The following is a 23694-nucleotide window of genomic DNA, read 5'->3' on the forward strand; positions in this document are numbered from 1 at the left end:
GTATTTGGTGATGGTTGAAATGTATATATTTTATACTCACCATTAGTTGATATATTAAACAAATATTAAATAGAAAAATATATATGGTACCAATCTTATTAAGTTCCTTATGTTTTTAAAGAGAAGGAGTTTCATTTTTTCTTATTGAAGTATTGTTCTAGTCAGTTTAACGACGGTCAAAATTTTTTTGGAATAAAACAAAAAGGATGATAGGGAGTATTTACATGAAAACTATTTTAAATTACACGATTGAACCCCCTAAAGATTTCAATGAATTATTAACTATGTATGAATCTTTAGGATGGAATTCTCTTGAATTATCGGTTAATGAGTTAGAGCAAATGTGTAAGCAAAGTTGGTATGCAATATATGTTTTTGATGACCAAAAGTTAGTAGGGATGGGACGTGTTATATCAGATGGTGTAATTACTGGCATTATTTGCGGAGTGTGTGTATTACCGGAATATCAGTCCAAAGGCATTGGAAAGGAAATAGTGGAACGATTAATCCGGCACTGTGAACAAAAACGAGTTATTCCACAACTTATGTGTGTTGAAGATTTAAAATATTACTATGAATCAATTGGATTTGAGGAATTTTCGATTGGTATGACGAAACATATTAAACGATAGCGAGGCTTTGTAATTTAGAATTACTTGTTTATCAGGCCAATTTTTAGATTTCAAAAATTTCATTATAAAGGAGAATAATGTTATGGAGATTGCTAAAGGGGTAGAGATGTTACATCTTGAATTTCAAGAGTATATTATTCACCCAATTCTTTTATGGGATGATGAAATGGCAGTTTTAATAGATACTGGATTTCCTGGACAAATTGAAGATATACGAATAGAAATGGGTAAGGTTGGAGTATCGTTTGATAAACTAAAAGCCGTGATTTTGACGCATCAAGATATAGATCATATAGGTAGTCTTCCTGAACTATTACAAAACTGTGGAAGTAATATAAAAGTCTATGCTCACGATCTAGATAAGCCATATATCGAGGGGGAGTTACCTTTGTTGAAGGATGCACAAGTACAGAATCCACCAAAAGGAAAAGTGGATGATACTTTGGTTGAAGGCCAAGAACTTCCATATTGCGGTGGTATTCTTATTATTCATACCCCAGGGCACACTCCTGGTCATATTAGTTTATATTTGAGACAAAGTAAAACTCTTATCGCTGGGGATTCAATGTATAGTGTAAACGGAATTTTAGGGGGAATTCATGCCCCAACTACTTTGGATATAAAAGAAGCGCAAAATTCTTTGAAGAAGTATTTAAATCTAGAAATTGATTCTGTAGTTTGTTACCATGGTGGATTAAGTAAGGGGAATATAAATGCACAAATTCAAGAGCTATAGATAAGAATTTTTTGTTAATCGGTGCTAAAGTATAATTTAATTGCTAGTATATAAATAAAATCCCTAAATTAATAAAGAGCATGTTTGAAGGAATTTCAAATGTGCTCTTTATTAAATATAATCAATTTAATTTTGATGACTTAATCCATTCCAATAAAACGAAACGATTTCTTTTGCTAATTCATCTATATTTGCAAGAGTAGGATTGTGATTCTCATCTTTAAAATTTCCGATTGATAATAAAGCGACGAAAGCATGGGCAGCAAATTTAGGATTTCCTTTAGGAATTTCTCCAAGGAGAATTGCGTTATCTAGCGCTTTTTCCAACACTTCATACATGTTATCCTCGGCATTTTTTAATTCCTTTAATTGCTCTTCAGATAAAGAAATTTTTGCATCTTTCATAAAATTATTCATATCAATATCCATCGTTGCGTGTAAGTATACTGTAGCAAAGTTCAATAATCTTTCTTCCAAAGTTTTATTCGTAGAGAGTATTTGATCCATATTTTCTCTTATGCGCACCATCATTTGAATCATAGTAGCGGTAAATAGATCAGCTTTTGTTGAATAGTAATAGTAGACAGTTGCTTTTGTAACTCCACATTCTTTCGCGACCTCATCCATTGAAACAACTTGATAATTTTGAGTGAGAAATAACCTAGTTGCAACTTCTAAAATGATTTCTTTTGTAGACTTTGTATTTTTATTTTGACGAGGCCTTCCGAGAGGACGTTGTTTTTGATCCAAATACATTCGCTCCTGACATTTATTATTGAGATAATTATAACATAATTTTTTAATCATTCTTGATTAATTAACCGACCAGTATATATAATTAATATTGGAGGAAAAAAGGAAGGTGGGGTTTTATGAAAAAGCACCCGTTACATATGTTAGGGAGGCTTGTAGCAGGGAAGAATACGCAATGGATAACTTTATCGGTATGGATTCTTATTACATTAGTACTTTCATTTACGTTACCACAAGTAAACAGTACGAAAGAACCGAATCCGAAAAATTTACCTGAAACAGCTATGTCACAGCAAGCTGAAGCACTTATGAAAAAAGAATTTCCTAATAATGCAGGAAACCCGTTGTTAGTTGTATGGCATCGGGATGGTGGATTAGAGTCAAAAGACTACAAATTAATACAGGACGTTTATAAAGAGTTAAAAACGGACCCTTTAAAAGAACAATCATTGTTACCACCATTTGATACAATTCCAGAGCAAGTATTATCAAAAAGTGCATCAAAAGATGGTACATCATTTGTCACACCAATATTTTTTAATAAATCTGCAGGAACAGATATATTAAAAGGTAATTTAGAAGAGTTACGAAAAATAGTGAATAGTAAAGTGGATGAAGATCCGTTCAAACAAAAAATTACCGACTCTGGTTTACATGTTCGATTATCTGGACCTGTAGGTATTCAAACGGATGCGGTAAGTTTATTTAGTCAAGCTGATGTGAAATTATTAGTTGCTACTGTACTACTAGTATTGGTTTTATTAATTTTACTGTACCGTTCACCAATTTTAGCAATTTTACCTTTACTCGTTGTTGGTTTTGCATACGGAATTATCAGTCCGACACTGGGCTTTTTAGCAGACAATGGATGGATTAAAGTAGATGCACAGGCTATATCGATTATGACTGTCTTACTGTTTGGAGCAGGAACGGACTATTGTTTATTTCTTATTTCAAGATATAAAGAGTACTTGCTAGAAGAAGAAAGTAAGTATAAAGCATTGCAACTTGCGATAAAAGCATCAGGTGGAGCAATTATAATGAGTGCACTTACTGTAGTATTAGGGTTAGGAACGTTATTACTTGCTCATTATGGAGCTTTTCATCGATTCGCAGTTCCATTTAGTGTGGCTGTTTTCATTATGGGAATCGCTGCTTTAACGATTCTTCCAGCATTATTATTAATTTTCGGTAGAGTTGCATTTTTCCCGTTCATACCGAGAACAGCTGAAATGAATGAAGAGTTTGCAAGAAAGAAAAAGAAAGTAGTAAAAGTAAAAAATACTAAAGGATTCTTTAGTAAAAAACTTGGGGATATTGTTGTACGTAAACCGTGGACAATTATTATGCTAACCGTATTTTTATTAGGAGGCTTGGCTTCATTTGTACCGCGTATTCAATACACGTACGACTTATTAGAATCATTCCCGAAAGATATGCCATCACGCGAAGGATTTACATTAATTACGGATCATTTTTCAGCTGGAGAATTAGCGCCAGTAAAGATTGTAGTTGATTCAAAGGGAAAAGATTTACCTATTAAACAAGAAATAGAGAAATTATCTTTTGTTAATAAAGTGAAAGAGCCAATGAAGGGAAAAGAAAATAATCAATTGCAAATGTATGAAGTTTCTTTAGTGGAAAACCCATACTCAATTGAAGCATTAGATCAAATCCCTAAATTGAAAAATAGTGTAGAAAAGGTATTAAAAGATGAAGGAATTAGTAAAGCTGAGAATCATTTATGGATTGGCGGAGAAACAGCTTCCTTATATGATACAAAGCAAATTACTGAACGGGATGAAGCGGTTATTATTCCGGTTATGATTAGTATCATCGCTTTACTTTTACTCGTGTATTTACGTTCAATCGTTGCGATGATCTACTTAATTGTAACTGTCGTTTTATCTTTCTTCTCTGCATTAGGAGCAGGCTGGATTTTACTGCATTTCGGTATGGGAGCTCCCGCGATACAAGGTGCGATACCGTTATATGCATTCGTATTTTTAGTTGCTTTAGGAGAGGATTATAATATCTTTATGGTTTCTGAAATATGGAAGAATAAAAAGAAACAAAATCATTTAGAATCAGTTAAAAATGGTGTTATACAAACAGGTAGTGTAATTACATCCGCAGGTTTAATTTTAGCAGGAACATTTGCAGTATTAGGTACATTACCAATTCAAGTTTTAGTTCAATTCGGTATTGTGACAGCAATCGGTGTATTGCTAGATACATTTATTGTAAGACCACTGCTTGTACCTGCGATTACAGTCGTTTTAGGACGCTTCGCTTTTTGGCCAGGAAAGCTTTGGAAAGAAGAAAAGCAATTACAAAAAGAAGATAATTTATAAAAAGAAGGTTGCCGATAAAGTCAGTAAAACTGATTTTTAGGCCACCTTCTTTTTTGTTGGTCTGATATACAATGAAAAATATAGATGAAATGTAAAATGAAGTTTTAAGTGCATTAAAATTTTTCTTATCAGACATAATAATTTATAAGAAATTCCAAATAAGTGAGGAATTTCTAAGAATATGTATTATTATAGGATGATTAAAATGTGGGACATGATTGTTTTGTATGTACCTGAGTGGAAAGTTTTTATACAAGCCTTTATCGTACTATTCATTCCATATATAATTTCAAGATTTTTTAGTTGGATTCGCACATTAGAAAAGGAATAATATAACGAACTACATTCAAGTGAAACCAATATTGATATGTAAAGAAGAGTGGTATAAGAAGGTTTTTTGGAGAAAGAGTGATGAAGGTGAAAGCTCAAGATTCAATGGTTAATCAAAGCAAAGATCAAAGTAATACATATGAAGATGAGCCTACTAAAGTTCCTGAAGCCTATTTTACAGGTGATTTCAATTTAGATTTAGAGGTTATAAAAAAAGAGGCTCTTGATAATTCGGACGTTTATTGTAGAGAGTTTAACATCGGTGGGACTAGCATCCGCGCAGTTCTTGTTTTTTTAGAAGGGCTGTCAGATAAAGATCTTATTGATATGCATATTATGAAATCATTAATGTGTAATTTTTTTGATGAGTATAAAGATGAATCATCTTATAAGGAAGAAAGAGTTTCAAAAGAGTTTATTAAAAACCGAGTTCTTCCTATTAGTGGATTGGAAGAGGTGCAATCTGTCCAAAAAATGATGTCCAAAGTGTTAATTGGTTCAACAGCATTATTAATTGATGGATTGTCAGATGTATTCATACTTAATACAAAGAAAGGAAAAACGCGTAATGTTGAAGAGCCAGTATCAGAGGGATCGGTCAGAGGTCCACGGGTAGGATTCACAGAAGTTTTGTCGGATAATACTGCTTTGTTACGGTTACATGGTGAAAACGAAGGATTATCTTTAATAAAGTTTCATGTGGGAGAACGAGCAAAAAAAGAATTGGTTGTTGCCTTTATGAAAGAGATTGCTGATCCGGAATTAGTAGAAGAAGTTAAGAAGAGAATTAAGAAAATTAATATTGATAATGTGCCAGAGTCAGGTTATGTAGAACAACTTATTGAAGATAATTATCTTAGTCCTTTTCCGCAAGTACAGAGTACGGAACGTCCGGATAAAGTTATTGCTGCATTAATGGAAGGAAGGGTTGCAATTTTATTGGATGGAACACCTTTTGCATTAATTGTTCCGGTTACATTTAGCATGATGATGCAATCACCAGAAGATTATTATGAACGTTGGATACCAGGTACGCTTATTCGCTTATTGCGCTTTGGCACAGCTGCTATTTCCTTGTTTGCCCCGGCCCTGTATATTTCATTTATTTCATTTCATCCAGGGTTGATTCCGACTAAGTTAGCAATTTCAATTATAGGAGGGCGGGAAGGCGTTCCGTTTCCTGCAATTATAGAAGGGTTATTTATGGAAATTGCTATTGAAATTTTACGAGAAGCAGGGTTACGACTCCCTAAGCCGATTGGTTCAGCAATGGGAATTGTAGGGGGATTAATCATTGGGCAAGCTGCTGTATCAGCTGGAATTGTGAGTCCAATAATGGTAATTGTTGTGGCAACCACGGCTATTTCTTCTTTTGCACTTTCTCATTATAGTACAGCAATTCCATTACGTATTCTTCGCTTTGTAGCTATGTTTTTTGCTGCAATATTTGGATTATATGGAGTTATTCTGTTTTTCCTCTTTATATGTAGTCATGTCGCAAGGCTTAAGAGTTTTGGTGTGCCTTATGCTAGTCCAGCTGTCTTATATCAATTTAGCGATTGGAAGGATTTTATGTTTCGTATGCCAATTCAGATGATGAAGCGGCGTCCGAAAATGTTGAAATTAAAAGACTATGTACGGAAAGGAAGTGAAGAGGAATGATTACGAACTCAAAGGATAAAATTCCTACTTCACAAGCAGTAGTTATACTTATCAATTATATACTTGCTATCGGAATTCTCACTTTACCTAGAACCGCGGCTGAGAAAGTGAATACACCTGATGTTTGGATAACTGTTATTTTAGGTGGATTAATTGCGATGGTTGCGGGTGTAATTATCGTGAAGTTAAGTCAACAATTTCCTGAAAAAACATTTTATCAATATAGCCAAGAACTTGTAGGGAAATGGCTTGGAGTGTTAATTAGTTTATTGATTATCGGTTACTTTTTTACACTCGCTTCATTTGAACTAAGAACGTTGGAAGGTATAACAAGTTTCTTTCTACTAGAAGGTACGCCTGACTGGGCTATTATTATGCCATTTATGTGGATAAGTCTTTATTTAAATTTAGGTGGAATAAATGCGATAGCGCGTTTATTTGAAATTATTTTTCCAATTACAGTTTTCATTTTTTTAGTGACATCTTTTATGAGTGTAGGAATATTTGAACTCGATAATCTTCGTCCGGTATTAGGGTTAGGGATTGTTCCTGCACTAAAAGGCCTAAAAACAACAACTATGGCATATTCGGGAGCGGAAATTATGTTGTTACTATTGGCATTTATGAAGAAGCCATCTCAAGCTGTAAGGGTTGTAATAATTGGTACTATGATTCCTTTGTTTTTTTATGTCATTACAGTTGTAATGGTTATTGGTGCATTTTCTATCGATGGGGTATTGATGAGAACATGGCCTACAATTGACCTTATGAGAAGTTTTGAAATTCAAGGTTTAATTTTTGAACGATTCGAATCTTTGCTATTAGTGATATGGATTATGCAAATCTTTGCGACGTATACAATTTGTTATTATGCAGCTGCTTTAGGGTTAGCGCAGCTTTTTAATAAAAATATTCATTCCTTCTTGTATGGATTACTCCCAGTAATATATATCGTTGCTGCAATTCCGAAAAACATAAATGAGTTATTTGAATTTGGAAATATGATTAGTAACGCAGCAATAATTTTATTTGGTATTCTTCCGTTTCTTCTCTTTATGATTTCGAAGGGGAGGAAAAACCGGCATGAGCGAAAGTATTAAAAATAGAAAAATTTTTATAGGATTAATTTCAATTGTATTGCTCTTATTACTTACAGGTTGCTGGAGTAGTCATGAAATTGAAGAACTAGGTTTCGCCGTAGGTTTAGCGATAGATAAAGAAAAAGAAACAAAGATTGAGAAAGAAATCGAAGAAAAGGGCGGAGGATATAAGAAGAAGAATTTGATAACAACCACCTATCAATTCGTTAAAGCACAATCATCATCAGATGGAGGGAAAGGTGGAGTATCACAACAAAAAGCTTATATGAATGTTGCAGAAACAGGAGATTCTCTTCATCAATCAATACGTGAAGTTGCATTAAGAAGGCAAAGGCCTATCATTTTTCATCATACGAAAGTAATAGTTGTTAGTGAAAGTATTGCTCGAACATATAATTTAACACAGTTATTGGATATTTATATTCGTGATAATGAGATGAGACCTAGCTGTTTGGTAGTAGTTAGTAGAGGACTAGCTAGTGAGACATTAAAATCAAAAGAATCAGGGGAAATTCCAGCATTTCGCTTAATTGAAATTGAGGATAATCAATATAGATCTTCACGAATTTTACCACCTATGCCGCTTGCTAAATTACCAGGAAAGGTGAAATCTGGAGCGAGTTTTCTTTTACCGAATGTAATTTCCATAAATGGAGAAGTGAAATATATTGGTGCTGCTGTAATTAAGGGACGTACAAAAAAACTTCGTGGCTTTTTAAACGAGAATGAATTGGAAGGTTTAATGTGGATAACTGGAAAAGGGAAAAGTGGCCTAGTGAAAAGTTTTGATAAAAAGACGAAAAAACTTATTATGTATGAAGTGAAATCCATGAAAAGTAAAATTAAGCCCCATGTTAAAGGAAATAAAATCTCTTTTGATGTAAATATTCAGTCGGTGGGGCGATTATCCGAAAATTGGGTTGAGTCAGAGGAAGCTTTTAATAATACATTTCTCAAAAGGACGGAGCAATCTGCCCAACAAGAAGTGAAGCGATTAGTGAAGCATACATTACAAAAAATTCAAAAGGAATATAAAGCGGATGTTGCTGGCTTTAATACTAGTTTGAAAATCGAGTATCCAGAAGTATGGAAGAAAGTTGAAAAGGATTGGGATAAAGTGTTTAGTAAGACATCAATCAAATATAATGTAAAGTTAACAATTGAAGACTATGGTACAGAAGGGGCTTAATGAACAACATGAAAGTTACGATAGCTCTGTAGCATGAACATGTTAATAAATATGCTGCAGAGCTTTTTATTGTGTAGAGTGAAGTAGTGTATGAACTGAATGAATAAGAAGATAAATATTTCGTTTTAATATTCTTTATTTTAAAACCTTCGTACTATAAATCACTTTATACAATAATCCAGGTGATCCAAATGTAGTGGGATACAATATTTGTATATTAAATTAAGGAGGGGAGAACATGGGAGAATTCACAAAGGATCCTGGTGTAGGTTGGCACAACGACCCAGGCGGTGGTGGTTGGAAATGCAACGAAGAACCTGGAACAGGATGGAAATCAATTTTAGGTCCAGGTACAGGTGTATAACAAAGGGGGAATAGTGGAATGAACAGTTACATAAAAGACCCAGGCGGTAGAGGTTTGAAAAATTCGACTGATCCAGTAGGAGGGTATTGATGTTATTTTACTCAAAAGAATCACCAGACCCAGGAGGCGGAATGGGGATGTATGACCCAGGTGGAGGTGGAGGATACATAAAAGACCGAGGAACAGGGATATAAAAAGATAAAAAGCACAGTGTTTATGTCACTATGAGGAGATGCATGTAAAAAAGGGACATAGCATGGATTTAGTCACCATAGCATGTCCCGTTTGATTCTTCACATAAGTATATTTTATATAAATTAACTTAATCCATAATCAAGCTTAAAATCAACAGCGATACACCGCTTAATGCTATAAAGGTAAATGCACTATAGCCGAATATTCTAATCCATTTAGGTAATTGACTCATGTTAGCTTTGTTTGTTGGGACACCCTGCATAGAAAACATGATTTCTTGGTCACGATCCCTATTGTTTTGTTGTTGGTACATAACATCATCACCTTTCTGACTACCTTATCTGTAGTATACCAAATTGGATGTAACTATGTACAGGCTATTGGAAATTAGTGGTGGGGGATAATAGATTAAGGATTAATGAGCTGTCCAGTGAAAATGAAAAAATTAAACAAAATCCTAATTTGAAAATTAAAGAGCGCCCTGGGAGAAAGGCGCTCTATGACCAAGGAGTGTATCGAAAATGATACTCAATGATTAATAATGAGATGATCATGATTATTGTATGTACGTTTTTAATGTATGTGAAGTCTTTATATACAATCAAAAAGAGCACGCATATAAGCATGCTCTTTGACAAGAAAGGTAGATTTCTATAAGTGGATGCCTCCATACAATAATATATGCTTGTCCAGTTAAAAGGTGAAAAGTTTTAATGGAAACGCTATTTTATTAGGGTTTAGAGGGGATAAGAGAGATGGAAAATATAAGTGTATTAAAAGATGGGCTTTCAATTATATCTCAATGTAAAAAAGAAACAAATGATATTTGGCATGCACATTTCGGAGCAGCTGCCATTGCTAGTTATTTTTTTACGAAAAACAATAACATTGATGAAAAAACTGCCTGTAACATTTATGCTCAAGCGAAAATGATGCTCCATAAGCAAAGGTTAGGCGAAACAATTGATAATAAACAAGGTGTCGATTATCAAAGTGCTGAAGAAACGATAATTAAATCTTTGGAACAAACGATTGATGAACTCCATTGGGTTGGTCATAATGTAATTTACGCTTCTTTAAGTTTACTAGCCATTAAGGAGTTAAGTCATTGGGGGAGTGAGCAAGATATTAATAATATAGCAAACCTTATATTATCGTTTCAAAAAACAATTCCCGGTAGATCTTGGATTGGTTTTACAACTAAAGAAGTAAAGCAACTAATTATAAATAATGAGGAGATTCAAAGCGAAATTAAAAACCCGAAGCAATTATCTGAATTTATTTTAAATGAATTATCTGAATTTAATGTTATATATAAGGCAGAATCACATCACGATTTAATTGGTCATATGCTTACCTTCTCACATGCGATTAATATATTATATGACTTAGGGCATATAGAATTATTTCAACGAGGAATAAAACCACTATTAAAGCTAGTTTATGTACTTAGAAAAAGTCGCAATTTAATGCCGAATGCCCAAATAATATTGAATTCTCCTGTAGATCGTTTACCTCTTACAAAAGCAAAACAAGTTGATACACTTCCGCTAGATAATGCATTTTGGCTTAAAGACTACAGCGAATTTAATTGGGATTTTGGGCACATATTTAAATTTTCATATAGTTATTTTGATCACTTAACAAGGGTTCCAAAATATAAAGATAAAACATTTGAGAAATTCTGTTGTATTATTAATGAGTAAAAGTGTCTAACTTTAAATTAATAGTAAATGGTACACATTCATAAACTAACATATTTATAAAAAATGGTAGAAAATTATAATGACCTGTAATAATAGGCTTAGTTTAAGTCTCTTTTTTTGTTAGTAGTATATTGTTTTTTCAAATATGTAAGATTTTACATTAGCATGAGACTTTTACTTATTATGTAAGTAGGCTATACTAAAATACATATATTTTGAAATTGGAGCGAATAAAGACGACATGGAATTAGTGAAGTTAGAAAAAATAATTGAATTGAAAAAAGAAGAATTATTGAATCTAGTCTCAAATTATGGACTTCAACATGAAAAAGTAATAGCACTCAGCCAAGAAATTGACAAATTAATAAACTGGTTTATGTTTTTAAAATAGAAAGAACTATGACGTGAGTTGAATATGTTATAGTTCTTTTTTATTTGGTAATTTAGAAATATATTCGATATACTATCAATAAATAGAATGTTCAGTTTTAAAGGAGGGGGGATAAATGATACTACATACGCATATTTCAGGTGAAGGGGAACCAATTGTGCTTTTACATTCTGGTGGTATGACAGGTTTAGTAGAGTTTGAAGAACAGGTAGAATTTTTTACAGAAAAACAATATAAAGTAATTCGTCCTGATTTGAGGGGACATGGAGAATCAGGAGGTACATTAGATAATTATTTTCTTTGCTCTGCTGATGATTTGAATGATACACTAGAACATTTGCAAATTAATAGTTGTCATATAGCGGGTGTTTCACTAGGGGGGATAGCCGCTTTATTATTTGCGAAAAAATATCCAGATAAAGTGAGGACATTAACTTTTTCAGGTATCTTTCCTATTGAGCGAGATAATTGGGAAGAGTCTCAGGAGTATGAAGTAAAGTGTCATCAACAGTTGATGGAAAATGAAGAAGTTGTAACTTATATGAATCAAATTCATGTAAAAAGTGATTGGAAAGGGTTGCTGAAATCGTGGCAAGTTAAGGAGTGGTACCCATTTCATGAAACAGGTGATGTAGCTAATCTTCAAGTACCTACACTGTGTATTGTTGGGGGAGATTCAGCAGATGAAGTTACAGCCGCTACAACGTTTAAACAATTAAACAACAATATACATATTGCTGTTATTCCGTTTGCAGGTCATTTAGTGCATAATGATCAGCCTAAAATATATTCATATATCTTGTCTAATTTCTTACAGAATGCGCAAGCTGCTAGTCGACTATGATAATTTTTGGTTATAATAATAAAGGAATTATTAATTGTATCGGTTAGGGGCGCAGCAAATATGAAAACAGTCGTTGTCATCGGTGGAGGTATTACTGGACTTTCTACTATGTTTTATTTAGAAAAATTAAAGAAGGATTATAATATAGATTTAAATTTAATCCTTATTGAGAAAGAAGAGTATTTAGGTGGTAAAATCCACAGTGTGGAAGAAAATGATTTTATTATGGAATCTGGAGCAGATTCTATTGTAGCTCGTAATGAACATGTTTTGCCGCTTGTAAAAGATTTAAATTTAGAAAATGAAATGGTATATAACGAAACAGGTATTTCTTACATATACTCTGATAACATATTACATCCAATTCCTGCTGACACTATATTTGGGATTCCTATGAGTGTTGAATCATTATTTAGCAGTACGCTAGTCTCAAAAAAAGGGAAAATCGTTGCTTTAAAAGATTTTATTACGAAAAATAAGGAGTTTACAAAGGATACATCACTTGCTGTATTTTTAGAAAGCTTTTTAGGGAAAGAATTAGTGGAAAGACAAATTGCACCTGTGCTTTCAGGTGTATATTCTGGTAAATTGAATGAGCTTACAATGGCATCTACGTTACCATATTTACTTGAGTATAAAAATAAATATGGAAGTATTATTAAAGGTTTTGAAGAGAATAAAAAACAATTTCAGTCAGCAGGAAATAAAAAGTTTGTATCATTTAAAAGTGGACTATCTACGATTATTAATCGCTTAGAAGAAGTGCTGACGGAGACTGTCATTAATAAAGGTGCTGTAACAACAGTGATAAGTAAAAAAGGGGATCGGTATGAGGTTTCTTTTGCAAATCATGAGACAATACAAGCTGATTATGTCGTTTTAGCAGCTCCACATGATATCGCACAAACGTTATTACAGTCTAATGAGTTAAATGAGCATTTTAATAAATTTAAAAATTCATCGCTTATAAGTATTTACTTAGGTTTTGACATACTAGATGAACAACTACCGGCTGACGGCACAGGTTTTATCGTAACGGAAAACAGTGATTTACATTGTGATGCTTGCACATGGACAAGCAGGAAGTGGAAACATACATCTGGTAAACAAAAGCTATTAGTAAGAATGTTTTATAAGAGCACTAATCCAGTATATGAAACGATCAAAAGTTATAGTGAAGAAGAATTAGTACGAGTTGCTTTATATGATATTGAAAAGAGCCTCGGAATTAAAGGTGAACCGGAAGTAATTGAAGTTACAAATTGGAAAGATTTAATGCCGAAATATCATTTAGAACATAATCAAGCTGTTCAATCATTACAAGAAAAATTGGCCGTGCTTTATCCTAATGTATACTTAGCTGGTGCTTCATATTACGGTGTAGGAATTGGTGCTTGTATTGGAAACGGAAAAAATACTGCCAATGAAATAATTACGACATTGAATGAACAGTCAAAATAATAATATTGAATACATATGTAAATAAAATGTCCCTCCAACATAATGGAGGGACATTTTATTTGTAATTATTTAACATTAATTGCAATCTTTTTATGATTGGCTTTATTCTCTTTAATAGTTAATGTTATTTTTCCAGATTCTTCAAAGGAATACGGTGAGAGCCGATAAAGTTCTTTAATACTATGTTTTTCTTTTAATTTATTTGTAGGAATTAATGTTATATTAGGCTTCCATGTTTCCTGTTTGCCTGAAGGGTAGTCTACTATTATTTCTGGATTATTTAATTGTATTGTTTCCCAAGAGACAAAATACAGTTCAACTTCTGCATCTTTTTTTAGTAATTCTTCTGAGAAATAACCAAACTCACCAACATTACCAAAAACAGTGAAATTTTGATTTTGCAATTTAATATCTAAATATCTAGGTTGATATGTTGCTGCGTGATACATTCCGTATGAAAGAGAGAGTGTGGCAGCGATTAATATACCAACTGAAAATGTCTTAAAGCTATTTCCTTTAAAACTTGTCATCATAAATGAGTTTGGTGTGAATTTTTTTGCGAATAAAAAAATGAGTAAAATGAGCAAGAGGGATAAGCCAATGAAAATATACATAAAGTTTAAGCACCTCCGTAAGAAATATTTACTGTTTTTCTATATTTTAACATGAGAGGGTATAAATTAGGGGTGGTTTTTAGAGGGGAATTAATAAATACAACGAAGTTATATATTATTAATAAGATAAACATCGCTAGAAATATTTGATTTGTGGGACATTAAGGACTTTCCTAATTATAAATACTTTTTCTGCTATAATAAATGAGTAGAGAGAAAGGAGTGATCCTATGGTATTTCCTATGTTAGAAACAGAACGCTTGCGCTTAGTTGAAATAGAACAATCTTATTGTCAAAAAATATATGAAATATTCTCATTAGATGAGGTAACGTGTTATTACGGTATGAATTCTTTTACTGAGTTTGGACAAGCTTCACGTATGATTGAATCTTTTTCAAAAAATTACTTTGAGAAAAAGGCAATGCGTTGGGGGATTGTATTAAAAGACACAAATAATTTAGTAGGAACAATTGGATTAAATAATTTACAACTTTGGAGTAAACGCTCAGAGATTGGATATGATTTGCATCCTCGTTATTGGGGGAATGGTTATGCTTCTGAAGCAGCCAGGGAGATTATTACTTATGGATTTCGAGATTTAGGCTTATTTAGAATTGGAGCTATTACATATCCTGAAAATATAACTTCGTGTAATATGTTATCTAAATTAGGTTTTCAACAAGAAGGGCTGTTACGTGGATACATTCATCAAGGAAATAAACAACACGATGCATTAATGTATTCTATTGTACGAACAGATGTAGAGGATATTCATTATTAATAAAAAAGCCCCTCTTATTTTAAATAAGAGGGGCTTGTAAAAATCAACCTATTTTAGGTAATAAACGTTCTCCGCTTTTCATACTACTTTTACATAAAGGGCATTTAGGCTCTTCTTCAAATGAAAAGTTCTTTCTCATCCATCCTAAACAATCCTCTGATTCACATTCCCAAACAGGGGTTTGTTCTGGTGGTACTTCTGCTACATCGTTCTTTCGATTGCGATACATGTAACCACTCCTTTTATGTAAAAATTTTTAGTTATATATTAAAAAGGTTGTTAACCGAGCTGGTAACAACCTTTTTATTGATTGAATTATAGCTTTACAACGTTTTTAGCTTGAGGTCCACGGTTACCGTCTTCAACTTCGAAGCTAACTTCTTGACCTTCGTCAAGAGATTTGAAGCCGTCGCCAGTGATAGCTGAGAAGTGAACGAATACGTCGCTACCGTCTGCAACTTCGATGAAACCGAAACCTTTTTCGCTGTTAAACCATTTTACTTTACCTGTTAATGTCATGGTAATGCCTCCTAAAATTTAAAAAGATTACAATATGATCGGCCTTATTCGATTGAAAATAAAAGTTCACATATTATCAAAAATCCATAAGGAGTACAAAACATTCCTGATTGATACTTGATAATATGCAAAGAAAGTATAGTGCTAAATTGACCTTAATTACTATCTTACAACAAATGGTGGGAAATAGCAAGTGCTGGTAATACCAGCGAATGAATTGGGTGATACTGGTAAAAGGCACGAAGACATCTCTTTTATTTATATATTATTCCTAATCTGAATTTATTCCAAACAGAAATCATTTATTTTAAAAAATATGTTTAAGGGAAACGATATATATTTTAAGAATACAGATGATTACAATAATAAGGAGGATAGAATATTGCTAAATAAACAATTTAAAATAATTGAAGCAGCAAAAGAAGGAAGAAGAAAAGTTCATCCTATTTTCGCTGTTATACTTGCAATTGTATTTTTAACTTTAGGTGAATTTTTCATGTTGTTTATGCTGTTTTTACCGAAAGCGGATACATCATTTGTAAAGGCAATGTATAATAATATTGAGATGATATTAACGTTTGGTGGGGCTATATTTTTTATTTTTTTATGGATTAGGTTTGTAGAGAAAAGGTCATTTGCATCCATTGGTTTTTGGAAAGTGCAATGGATGAGAAAGTATTTGAGAGGTGCGTTAATAGGATTTTTCTTCATTTCAATACCAGTAATTGTGCTTATATTAACAGGGATTGTAAAACTACAAATGCAACAAATTACGGCAACCGCCATATTTGGTATTGTAGGATCTTTAATTGCTTTTTTAATACAAGGTGCAACGGAAGAAATTATTGTACGAGGCTGGTTGTTTCCAGTTATTTCTGTTAAAAGTCGTATATGGGTTGGGATTATAGTGACGTCCTTTTTATTTGGTTTTCTTCATTTACTTAATCCTGGTATTACAATTCTTTCAATATCGAATATAATATTAGTTGGTGTATTTGCAGCATTTTACGTTTTAAAAGACAGTAGTCTTTGGGGGATATGCGCGTGGCATTCCATTTGGAATTGGGCGCAATATAACGTCTATGGTTTTGCAGTTAGTGGCATGACGATATATTCAACGCCGCTATTTAAACCTGTAACAAATGGGTCAGAAGTGCTTCATGGAGGCTCATTTGGTATTGAAGGTAGTATCATTACAACAATAATGCTTTCTATCGCTTCAATCGTTTTATGGAAACAGTTATGGGGGCGAAAAGTGAAACAACGAGATATTAGCTAATGAAAGAGGGAGAAAATATGGGGATTGTAGCGTTTGAGGGAGCGAGCGCTGTTGGTAAAAGTACAACATGTCGTGAATTAGAAAAAAATTACGGTGCATTTATTATACCTGAAGTTAATCTATTATTTGAAAGACCAAAAAATGAACATAGAACATGGTATTTTGAAAAACAAGTGGAGCGCTGGAATATGGCAGTGCAGAAGTCGAAGCAACATGAATTAGTAATACTTGATGGGGATATATATCAGCCACTTAGTTATAATTGGTGTTTTCATTTTGATATATTTAATCAGCCATTATCCTTGATAGAAGACTTTTATAAAGAAAAGATGATAAATAGGGAAATTGGTTTTCCGGATCAATATTTTTATTTATATACGAATGATGAAGAGCTTAGAAAACGGAAAGAATTTGATGAGACGAGAAGCAGAAGAAATTTTGAAAAACATTTACATATATCAAAACAGTTGCAGCGTTATTATGAAAATTTAAATACCGTCACAGACGGGTACTGTAAATTGATTGAAGCAAAAAGTATAAAGTCGAATGAATTAGAAATTGTGAAAAGTTTAAACAGCTTAAACGTGTGTGAAGAAAGACGTTTTGATGTTTCGAGGCTGGATGCTATTACGAAGTGGTTAAAAGAGAATCGAGCATAAAAAAACAACGAGTGCCTTATAAGGTACTCGTTGTTTTTTTATACATATTGAATATGTGAGTTCGTATTCTAATTTGTTTGTTTTGTTCGATGGGGAAATAGAACCGTACAACTGCCATCCTTATTGGGAGATTGCTTACTATGATGATGAGGGTAATGTAGTTCATAGCTGTCAAAAGGGAAAGTATGCGATATAAGTAAAAAAGGACGAGCAGTCGTACCTGCCGTCCTTTTTAGGAGAAAAATTATTCTGGATTAGAACTACGAATAACCAGAAAACGCGCTTTTAACCAGTGTTGTCAAAGATGTAATAATCTATGCAACAAAAAAAGCTTAGTCGGAATTCAAAACACCCAAATGGCTTGCATTGGTAAACAGGCTCAAAAGTAGTATATGCAAAATAAAAAATCCCATACAAAAAGCAGACAACAATTTTGGTTGTCTGCCAGCAATTCGAATGAGTTAGTCAATTGTGATAAATTGCTGTCCCATTTTAAGAAGAGTGAAGCTGCTAGTTCAAACAGCTTGTAGGTAGTATTTTCGATATTTTAAAAAATATACAGAGAAAGCAGATAAGTGACGAACCTACCTGGTTACTACTATAACAATAGAAAGAAGTACCAGCCGTGGATTAAGTGGCTTGGAAGTAGTATGTATTGATTTGGAAAAATTATTCAAGGGATGAAGAGAAGATTGGCATCGATAGTGAATAGTGTATGTGAAATAATTCGGTTAATGAGTGAAACGAAAGTAGAATGCATCCAAATCACATACGAAATTGGCGATATCATAGAGCAGAAATACAGACGTTGTTATTACAATCGTTCAGATAATGCTTGTTTTAGTATTAGTGTTTGTAAAAACTGCCCGACTGGTCAAGAATTACACCAACTGGGTAGATACCTTGATACACACCCGAAAGAGCGAGGTGGAAAACGAAAAAATATACCCAACGGTCTTACTCCGGAGCGTGTACGTGAAATGAATAAAAATAGGGAGCCTGTTTTTATTTTAAGTGAGTATATATAGTTTCTTAGTTATCCCATGTTTTTGCTGTTATTATATGGTTGAAATTTTTATAAAAGGGAGTTGTATAAATACTGCTAACTGGATATGAATGCTGTATATGAGGTGGTAGGAAGTAATCAGGGGTGGAGTACTTCGGAAAGTTTTGAATGTGTATAGGGTTTATATGGTAGATATATGAAATTGGAAAATGACCATAGACAGGGCGATAACTTAGATAAGGTGAATAGGTTCTGTTCGGTAACATATTTATCTTGGTCTCCTTTGATATTAAATTGGTAAGGAGAATATTTATTGACTAGTAAGTGCTTTTTGATATGAATTAAAAGCAACAATTACCGCAACTAATGATCCAATCAGAAAAAATACGGACTCAGTTAAAGTAATCAAACGACCAACTAAAGTGTTTCTTTCTTCGATTTATTTGAAAGAAACACTTTATAATGTATCAACAAATAATTAATTTAATTACATATGGATTTGGTTTTTATAGTATGAGAAACATATTAAAAGGTGTATTAAATTAATATAAATAAAATAAATAATCATGGTGGTACTACGTCTTGCAGGATAAAGGTGTTGCTGGTTCTGTAGATGCAGGATTAATGTTTACAATTGATGCTAAAGTAAGCGTTAATGGATCGCCACAATATAAAATACACAACAACAAATGAAGCCGAAGTGATTTTTCACAAAAGAATAGTTTGGTGAACAAAAACACTATTTTAATTTCAAACAAAAGAGCAGCTAGCAAAAGCTATCTGCTCGGCTGGTTCTCCGTGGGGATCGGAGAAAGTTTAGGGACTTTAAATGAGTTTTGGCTAATGCCTATCTAAAGTATTGACGGAATGTTGAGTTTTATTCGGTTGAGCCTAAAAAAGAACTGTATATTAGTGCTCTTCAGACCTAGTCTCTTATAGTAACAGTTACTGGCGTTATGTGTAAGAACTACACGTTTATCTTGAAAATAATGATTATTTATTCACATGTAAATTCACAATTAGAGCACAATCGCATCAATACGCTCACAGTTAACTACAGTGATATCTCCGTTTTCATCTATAAACGTAGCCAGGCATGATCTATTATGGAAACCTACAAATATAGAAGCTTTTAATATTGTGCCGTTAACTAAAAGTTGTTTTATTTTTTTTCCTAAGTAAAATGTTTCTAAAAGATAGCAAATATCTTTAGAATGCTCTTTTTTGGTTGGGATAAAAGAAGATTGGTTATTCGGAAGAGACGTTAGATTAGGATTAAATACTTTGGGAGTAATAGCATAGTTTATGAAAACTGACATTTTTCCGGCTCCTCTATTTTATAATTTATATTGAAATATGCTTAGGGAATTACGAAATGGGGCTTTTTTCAAAGCCCCATCTTTACTCTACTCAGCTTCAATTCTCAGCGCTTGAATATCACGACAGTCCAAAACAATTATAGAGCCAGGTTCTGTTGTATTATCCACAAATGTTACACAAAAATTATCTGGATTAAAGTTAGTGAAAATGAGATCCTCAAGTGTTGTTCCTGTGAGGAAAACATCTACTTCTGTACCTAACTGTAATCTTTCTAATTGTTCGCAAACACATTTTGTATGCTCAGCCAAATAAAAACCTCCTTTTCTCGGTTTGCTATTAATATATGAATAAATTTAATAGAAGGATTGGATTAATAACTTAGTACACTAGTAAGTATTTTGCAAGTTTATATTTTTATAAAATAATCCTTTTATAAGTATGTAGAGTTGCTGGGTTGATTGGTGATATGAAATACATGCGTTACTTAGAAACGAATCTTGGTTACACTTATTCTGCCCGTATGATTGGCAGATTGAAACGGAAATACGATATAAAAAGAATGAAGAGAAAAAGAAGATTGTCCCAAATGTGAAGTTCCGTGATGAAGGAAATATACTTCATGCAGTTGAGGTAGATCGCTCGCAGAAAATGAAAGTGAATGAAGAGAAGTTAAAAAAGTATGAAGAGTTCACCCGAATTTATAAACGAAGCATAATGGGGAAATGCCAGTCATTCATTTTTTTACAGTAACCAAATATAGAGAAAAGAAATTAGAAGAGCTAGCAGTTAAGTATATAGAAGAAATATAAAAAAGTGCTAACAAGTTTGCAAACCAGATTGCAAACAAAAATGCAAACTAAACGAATACTTCTTAGTAATGGTAAGAGGGAAATGGTCGCTGATATGTCCTCTAAAACCTTATATAATCAAAGTTTGAAAATGTTAAACCATCATACAATAAACTCATATTTATGCAGCTACTAAAAATATTAGGCTAGCACATATTTTTATAAATTTAAAACGAAATGCTTAGAGTGGGATTTGCATTTGAAAAAGATGGGGATTTTTGACGGAATAATCTTTCAATTTATAAAGAAAAGAAATACAATATAAGGAAATACATATATGATTCAGGAAATAGAAAATATGTAATAAATGAAAATGAGACTCAAAATTGAATTGAGACCAAAAGTAGGTAGAGATTAACTACCCGTAAAAGCTCAGTTGATTCAACAAATAATCAATGTTTCGAGTTATTATTTGTGAAAGGAGAATAAATGTAAGTATGAAAAAGATTATTATTTCAGATCTTGATGGGACTTTATTAAGAAGTGATAAAACAATTTCAGAGAAATCTATTAATATTTTGAGGGAATGTAAAAATAATGGAGACGAATTGATTTTTGCTACGGCAAGGCCTCCAAGGGCTATAAAACAGTATATTCCCAACGTGTTAAAAAGTGAGATTATCATTTGTTATAACGGAGCTCTAGTTCTTAAAGGTAATGATATTTTATATGAAATGAAGATTTCTAAAAATAATATTTTAGAAATTATAGAAATAGCAAAAAAGTATAATCTTCATCAGATTTGTCTTGAAATAAATGATAAGCTGTACTCAAATTTTGATGTTACTGATTATTTTGGTGATGTGCCGTGTGAAGTCATGGATATAAGAAAATTAAACTTTGAAAAAGCTTCTAAATTAATTGTTTGTACTAATGGCTCAATAAATAAGGAGTTCACTAAGGAATTGCCTGATGAGTGTAAGGCAGTCATTACAGATAACGGAACATTATGTCAAATTATGCATACGGATGTTTCAAAATGGAATAGCATTCAGCATGTTCTACAGCACTTAAATCGAGATGTATCTGAAGTAATTGCATTTGGAGATGACTACAATGATATGGAAATGATAGAAAAGTGTGGGATTGGCGTAGCGATGAGCAATGCTGTTGAAGAATTAAAATCCGTCGCTAAATTTATTGCCAAAAGTAACGATGAGGATGGAGTTACTACATTTCTGGAAAGTAATAGTTATATTTATGTTAATTAATATGAAAAAATGAATTGCAGTAAGTTGCGAAAAAAGAGAAGCTACATCTGTTTTTGATAGATAGAAATTATGAAAAGGGCTATGTGGGAGGAAACAGGCGAGATGAAAACACTATTTAAAGTATTAGGAATTATCGCGGGGATGGTAGTAATTGGGGTAGGTTTAACATATGGGATATTGTATTATTTGAATCACAGTAAACCAGCTGCGAAAAAGGTATCACCAGCCGCTCCAGCAGTAGAAGTATTAGCTGATAGTAATTTAAAAGCCGAAGATGCGAAGATATTAGAAAATGGAAATTATTCATTGCCGAATAGTGGCTTTAATAAAAATTTCAAATGGACAGATGAGAACATACAGACAGCATTACATGAAATGGCACATCAAAAAACAAAAGCTGATCAAAAGTGGGGCTATATTTTTATTACACAAGAACGTGTTGAAAGTTTACTTGAAATTATAAATAGTAATGATGTTGCACAAAAAAGTACATATGTGGATATTTTAGAACGATGGAAACAAGGAAAATATGAAAAGGTTGATGTGGACCACAACAAGATTTGGAAATTGCAAAGTGGAAATTTAGGAGAAGGGAAAGGAGTAATGTCAGAAAAGGAGCAAAAAGAATTAATTAATCAAGTTTTTATACAAAAAGGTACATATTCAGGTAGTAAATTAATTGCAGGTGAGGTACAAGCTAATAAATAATATACATATTGATTTTGAAACACCTTTACTGTTATGAACACAAATGTTTTAACAAAAATGAGTAATTGCTTTTTAGAGCAGTTACTCATTTTTGTTATTACTCGCTTACTTTTCTATTCTATTCTCTCTAATAATGTAAGAAACGATTGTAAAACGGGTGATATCCATCTAGATTTATGATAGATTACATGGCTTTGAATGACTGCTGGAGTTTCGATGGGCTGAAAACAGAGTTGCTCTTTTTGACAACTTTCTTGTACAACGATGTAAGGGAGAATTGAAATTCCTAACTCACACATCACAGATTGTTTAATGACTTCAACATTGGAAGTTTCGAATGTTTTAGCGGGAATATTCCCACTTTGACGTAAAAAACGATCTACCATCGGTCTATAGCCGCAGCTTTGTTCAGTAAATATAAATTGAGTATTTTGTAATAAAAGGAGCGGATCAGTGTTTGAAGGGAAATGAGCAGGGAAAATCCATCCAAATGTTTCATTACATAAATTACACGTAATAAAATCATTATGTTCCATACTTTCTCCAATTATGAAAATAACATCTGTTTCTCCTTCACGCAGCTTATTCATTGCTTGTTCGTTTGTAGTTGTTTCCAGTACGATATTTACTTTCGGATTTTCCTGTTTGTAAGTACGTAATAATTGTGGTAAACGATACACTGCTAATGATTCGTTAGAGGTAATTGTTAATGTTCCCTCTAAATTATCACTATTTTGAGGGATTTCTTGCGCTTTTTCATAAATAGCAAGTAATTCTAGGGCATAAGGATGAAATTGACGACCTGCTTTTGTAAGAAGTACTTTTTTCCCTAATCGATCGAAAAGAGGGAGATGTAAATCGTTCTCTAATGCTTTCATATGCGCTGTCACAGTAGATTGCACATAACCTAACGCATGAGCAGCTTTAGAAAAACCACCATATTTAACAATCGCACAAAATGTTTTAACATGTCTCATTTCCATAAGCAATCCCTCTTTTATTATCATAATTTGTGAATGATTATATCATGT

Annotated in this window: 24 protein-coding genes and 3 pseudogenes; 19 read left to right on the forward strand and 8 right to left on the reverse strand. The window is 32.8% G+C overall.

The genetic code is table 11. The features are described 5' to 3' along the window. Positions 1-224 precede the first annotated feature (224 nt). Both MKY70_RS12325 and MKY70_RS12330 read left to right on the forward strand, forming a co-directional pair. On the forward strand, positions 225-632 hold the full coding sequence (locus MKY70_RS12325; RefSeq protein ID WP_002085668.1) for a GNAT family N-acetyltransferase: 408 nt from the start codon (positions 225-227) through the stop codon (positions 630-632). An 82-nt stretch (positions 633-714) separates the two neighbouring features. Then, entirely contained in the window at positions 715-1368 is a 654-nt protein-coding gene (locus tag MKY70_RS12330) for an MBL fold metallo-hydrolase (RefSeq protein WP_002031870.1), read from the forward strand. Between the two features lie 126 nt (positions 1369-1494). Here MKY70_RS12330 and MKY70_RS12335 read toward each other — a convergent pair whose 3' ends face one another. Then, a complete protein-coding gene (locus MKY70_RS12335; RefSeq protein ID WP_140152383.1) occupies positions 1495-2118 on the reverse strand; it encodes a TetR/AcrR family transcriptional regulator in 624 nt (207 codons plus the stop codon). A gap of 122 nt (positions 2119-2240) precedes the next feature. Between MKY70_RS12335 and MKY70_RS12340 the strand changes: the two genes are divergently transcribed. The 5 genes from MKY70_RS12340 to MKY70_RS12360 all read left to right on the forward strand — a co-directional run bounded on the left by MKY70_RS12340 (position 2241) and on the right by MKY70_RS12360 (position 9120). Beyond that, positions 2241-4475 (forward strand): MMPL family transporter, encoded by a 2235-nt coding sequence (locus tag MKY70_RS12340; RefSeq protein ID WP_088032945.1) that lies wholly within the window; start codon positions 2241-2243, stop codon positions 4473-4475. A 411-nt stretch (positions 4476-4886) separates the two neighbouring features. Further along, a complete protein-coding gene (locus MKY70_RS12345; RefSeq protein ID WP_088032949.1) occupies positions 4887-6467 on the forward strand; it encodes a spore germination protein in 1581 nt (526 codons plus the stop codon). Next, a complete protein-coding gene (locus tag MKY70_RS12350) occupies positions 6464-7567 on the forward strand; it encodes a spore germination protein (RefSeq protein ID WP_088032951.1) in 1104 nt (367 codons plus the stop codon). The genes MKY70_RS12345 and MKY70_RS12350 overlap by 4 nt, the downstream gene beginning before the upstream one ends. Further along, positions 7551-8756, forward strand: coding sequence for a Ger(x)C family spore germination protein (locus tag MKY70_RS12355; protein ID WP_088032953.1), 1206 nt, complete (start codon positions 7551-7553; stop codon positions 8754-8756). The genes MKY70_RS12350 and MKY70_RS12355 overlap by 17 nt, the downstream gene beginning before the upstream one ends. A 238-nt stretch (positions 8757-8994) precedes the next feature. Further along, positions 8995-9120 (forward strand): hypothetical protein, encoded by a 126-nt coding sequence (locus MKY70_RS12360; protein ID WP_254904968.1) that lies wholly within the window; start codon positions 8995-8997, stop codon positions 9118-9120. A gap of 322 nt (positions 9121-9442) precedes the next feature. Here MKY70_RS12360 and MKY70_RS12365 read toward each other — a convergent pair whose 3' ends face one another. After that, on the reverse strand, positions 9443-9628 hold the full coding sequence (locus tag MKY70_RS12365) for a hypothetical protein (RefSeq protein ID WP_060751765.1): 186 nt from the start codon (positions 9626-9628) through the stop codon (positions 9443-9445). Between the two features lie 442 nt (positions 9629-10070). Between MKY70_RS12365 and MKY70_RS12370 the strand changes: the two genes are divergently transcribed. From MKY70_RS12370 to MKY70_RS12385, 4 genes are all read left to right on the forward strand, one after another. Further along, on the forward strand, positions 10071-11021 hold the full coding sequence (locus MKY70_RS12370; RefSeq protein ID WP_341024425.1) for a hypothetical protein: 951 nt from the start codon (positions 10071-10073) through the stop codon (positions 11019-11021). Between the two features lie 241 nt (positions 11022-11262). Then, on the forward strand, positions 11263-11412 hold the full coding sequence (locus MKY70_RS12375) for an aspartyl-phosphate phosphatase Spo0E family protein (RefSeq protein ID WP_002012842.1): 150 nt from the start codon (positions 11263-11265) through the stop codon (positions 11410-11412). A gap of 115 nt (positions 11413-11527) precedes the next feature. Beyond that, on the forward strand, positions 11528-12256 hold the full coding sequence (locus tag MKY70_RS12380) for an alpha/beta fold hydrolase (RefSeq protein WP_002141734.1): 729 nt from the start codon (positions 11528-11530) through the stop codon (positions 12254-12256). Positions 12257-12316: 60 nt separating this feature from the next. Then, positions 12317-13717, forward strand: coding sequence for a protoporphyrinogen oxidase (locus MKY70_RS12385; RefSeq protein WP_002031950.1), 1401 nt, complete (start codon positions 12317-12319; stop codon positions 13715-13717). A gap of 65 nt (positions 13718-13782) precedes the next feature. Here the strand turns inward: MKY70_RS12385 and MKY70_RS12390 are convergent, their stop codons facing one another. Then, positions 13783-14331, reverse strand: a complete 549-nt coding sequence (locus MKY70_RS12390) for a hypothetical protein (RefSeq protein ID WP_016092619.1) — start codon at positions 14329-14331, stop codon at positions 13783-13785. A 230-nt stretch (positions 14332-14561) separates the two neighbouring features. Between MKY70_RS12390 and MKY70_RS12395 the strand changes: the two genes are divergently transcribed. Further along, positions 14562-15113, forward strand: a complete 552-nt coding sequence (locus MKY70_RS12395) for a GNAT family N-acetyltransferase (protein WP_002031946.1) — start codon at positions 14562-14564, stop codon at positions 15111-15113. Between the two features lie 43 nt (positions 15114-15156). Here MKY70_RS12395 and MKY70_RS12400 read toward each other — a convergent pair whose 3' ends face one another. Beyond that, entirely contained in the window at positions 15157-15342 is a 186-nt protein-coding gene (locus tag MKY70_RS12400) for a cold-shock protein (RefSeq protein WP_000286202.1), read from the reverse strand. Positions 15343-15428: 86 nt separating this feature from the next. After that, on the reverse strand, positions 15429-15632 hold the full coding sequence (gene cspD, locus MKY70_RS12405; RefSeq protein ID WP_002012849.1) for a cold-shock protein CspD: 204 nt from the start codon (positions 15630-15632) through the stop codon (positions 15429-15431). Between the two features lie 382 nt (positions 15633-16014). Here cspD and MKY70_RS12410 point away from each other — a divergent pair, with 382 nt between their 5' ends. The 4 genes and pseudogenes from MKY70_RS12410 to MKY70_RS12425 form a co-directional block, all read left to right on the forward strand. After that, the gene (locus MKY70_RS12410) at positions 16015-16911 is read left to right on the forward strand and encodes a CPBP family intramembrane glutamic endopeptidase (RefSeq protein WP_088032959.1); all 897 of its coding nucleotides are present in this window, start codon (positions 16015-16017) and stop codon (positions 16909-16911) included. After that, positions 16911-17570, forward strand: coding sequence for an AAA family ATPase (locus tag MKY70_RS12415; RefSeq protein ID WP_088032961.1), 660 nt, complete (start codon positions 16911-16913; stop codon positions 17568-17570). Before MKY70_RS12410 ends, MKY70_RS12415 begins: the two co-directional genes overlap by 1 nt. 734 nt (positions 17571-18304) lie before the next feature. Continuing rightward, positions 18305-18571 (forward strand): annotated as a pseudogene (locus MKY70_RS12420) (hypothetical protein); the annotation flags it as partial. A 590-nt stretch (positions 18572-19161) separates the two neighbouring features. After that, positions 19162-19269 (forward strand): annotated as a pseudogene (locus MKY70_RS12425) (N-acetylmuramoyl-L-alanine amidase); the annotation flags it as partial. 326 nt (positions 19270-19595) lie between these two features. Here the strand turns inward: MKY70_RS12425 and MKY70_RS12430 are convergent. Continuing rightward, the gene (locus MKY70_RS12430; RefSeq protein ID WP_088032963.1) at positions 19596-19895 is read right to left on the reverse strand and encodes a hypothetical protein; all 300 of its coding nucleotides are present in this window, start codon (positions 19893-19895) and stop codon (positions 19596-19598) included. Positions 19896-19982: 87 nt separating this feature from the next. Next, positions 19983-20204 carry a hypothetical protein gene (locus tag MKY70_RS12435; RefSeq protein WP_000807684.1) on the reverse strand — a complete coding sequence of 74 codons (222 nt, stop codon included), beginning with the start codon at positions 20202-20204 and terminating at the stop codon, positions 19983-19985. A gap of 166 nt (positions 20205-20370) precedes the next feature. Between MKY70_RS12435 and MKY70_RS12440 the strand changes: the two are divergent. From MKY70_RS12440 to MKY70_RS12450, 3 genes and pseudogenes are all read left to right on the forward strand, one after another. After that, a pseudogene (locus MKY70_RS12440) lies at positions 20371-20705 on the forward strand (replication-relaxation family protein); the annotation flags it as partial. 476 nt (positions 20706-21181) lie between these two features. Further along, complete coding sequence (locus MKY70_RS12445) at positions 21182-21955, forward strand: Cof-type HAD-IIB family hydrolase (RefSeq protein WP_088032965.1); 774 nt, start codon at positions 21182-21184, stop codon at positions 21953-21955. Between the two features lie 102 nt (positions 21956-22057). Beyond that, on the forward strand, positions 22058-22663 hold the full coding sequence (locus tag MKY70_RS12450) for a PRK06770 family protein (RefSeq protein ID WP_088032967.1): 606 nt from the start codon (positions 22058-22060) through the stop codon (positions 22661-22663). A 113-nt stretch (positions 22664-22776) separates the two neighbouring features. Here the strand turns inward: MKY70_RS12450 and MKY70_RS12455 are convergent, their stop codons facing one another. Continuing rightward, complete coding sequence (locus tag MKY70_RS12455; protein WP_341024427.1) at positions 22777-23646, reverse strand: LysR family transcriptional regulator; 870 nt, start codon at positions 23644-23646, stop codon at positions 22777-22779. Positions 23647-23694: the final 48 nt, after the last annotated feature.

The organism is Bacillus sp. FSL R9-9492 (genome assembly GCF_038007365.1).
Taxonomy (GTDB): domain Bacteria; phylum Bacillota; class Bacilli; order Bacillales; family Bacillaceae_G; genus Bacillus_A; species Bacillus_A mycoides.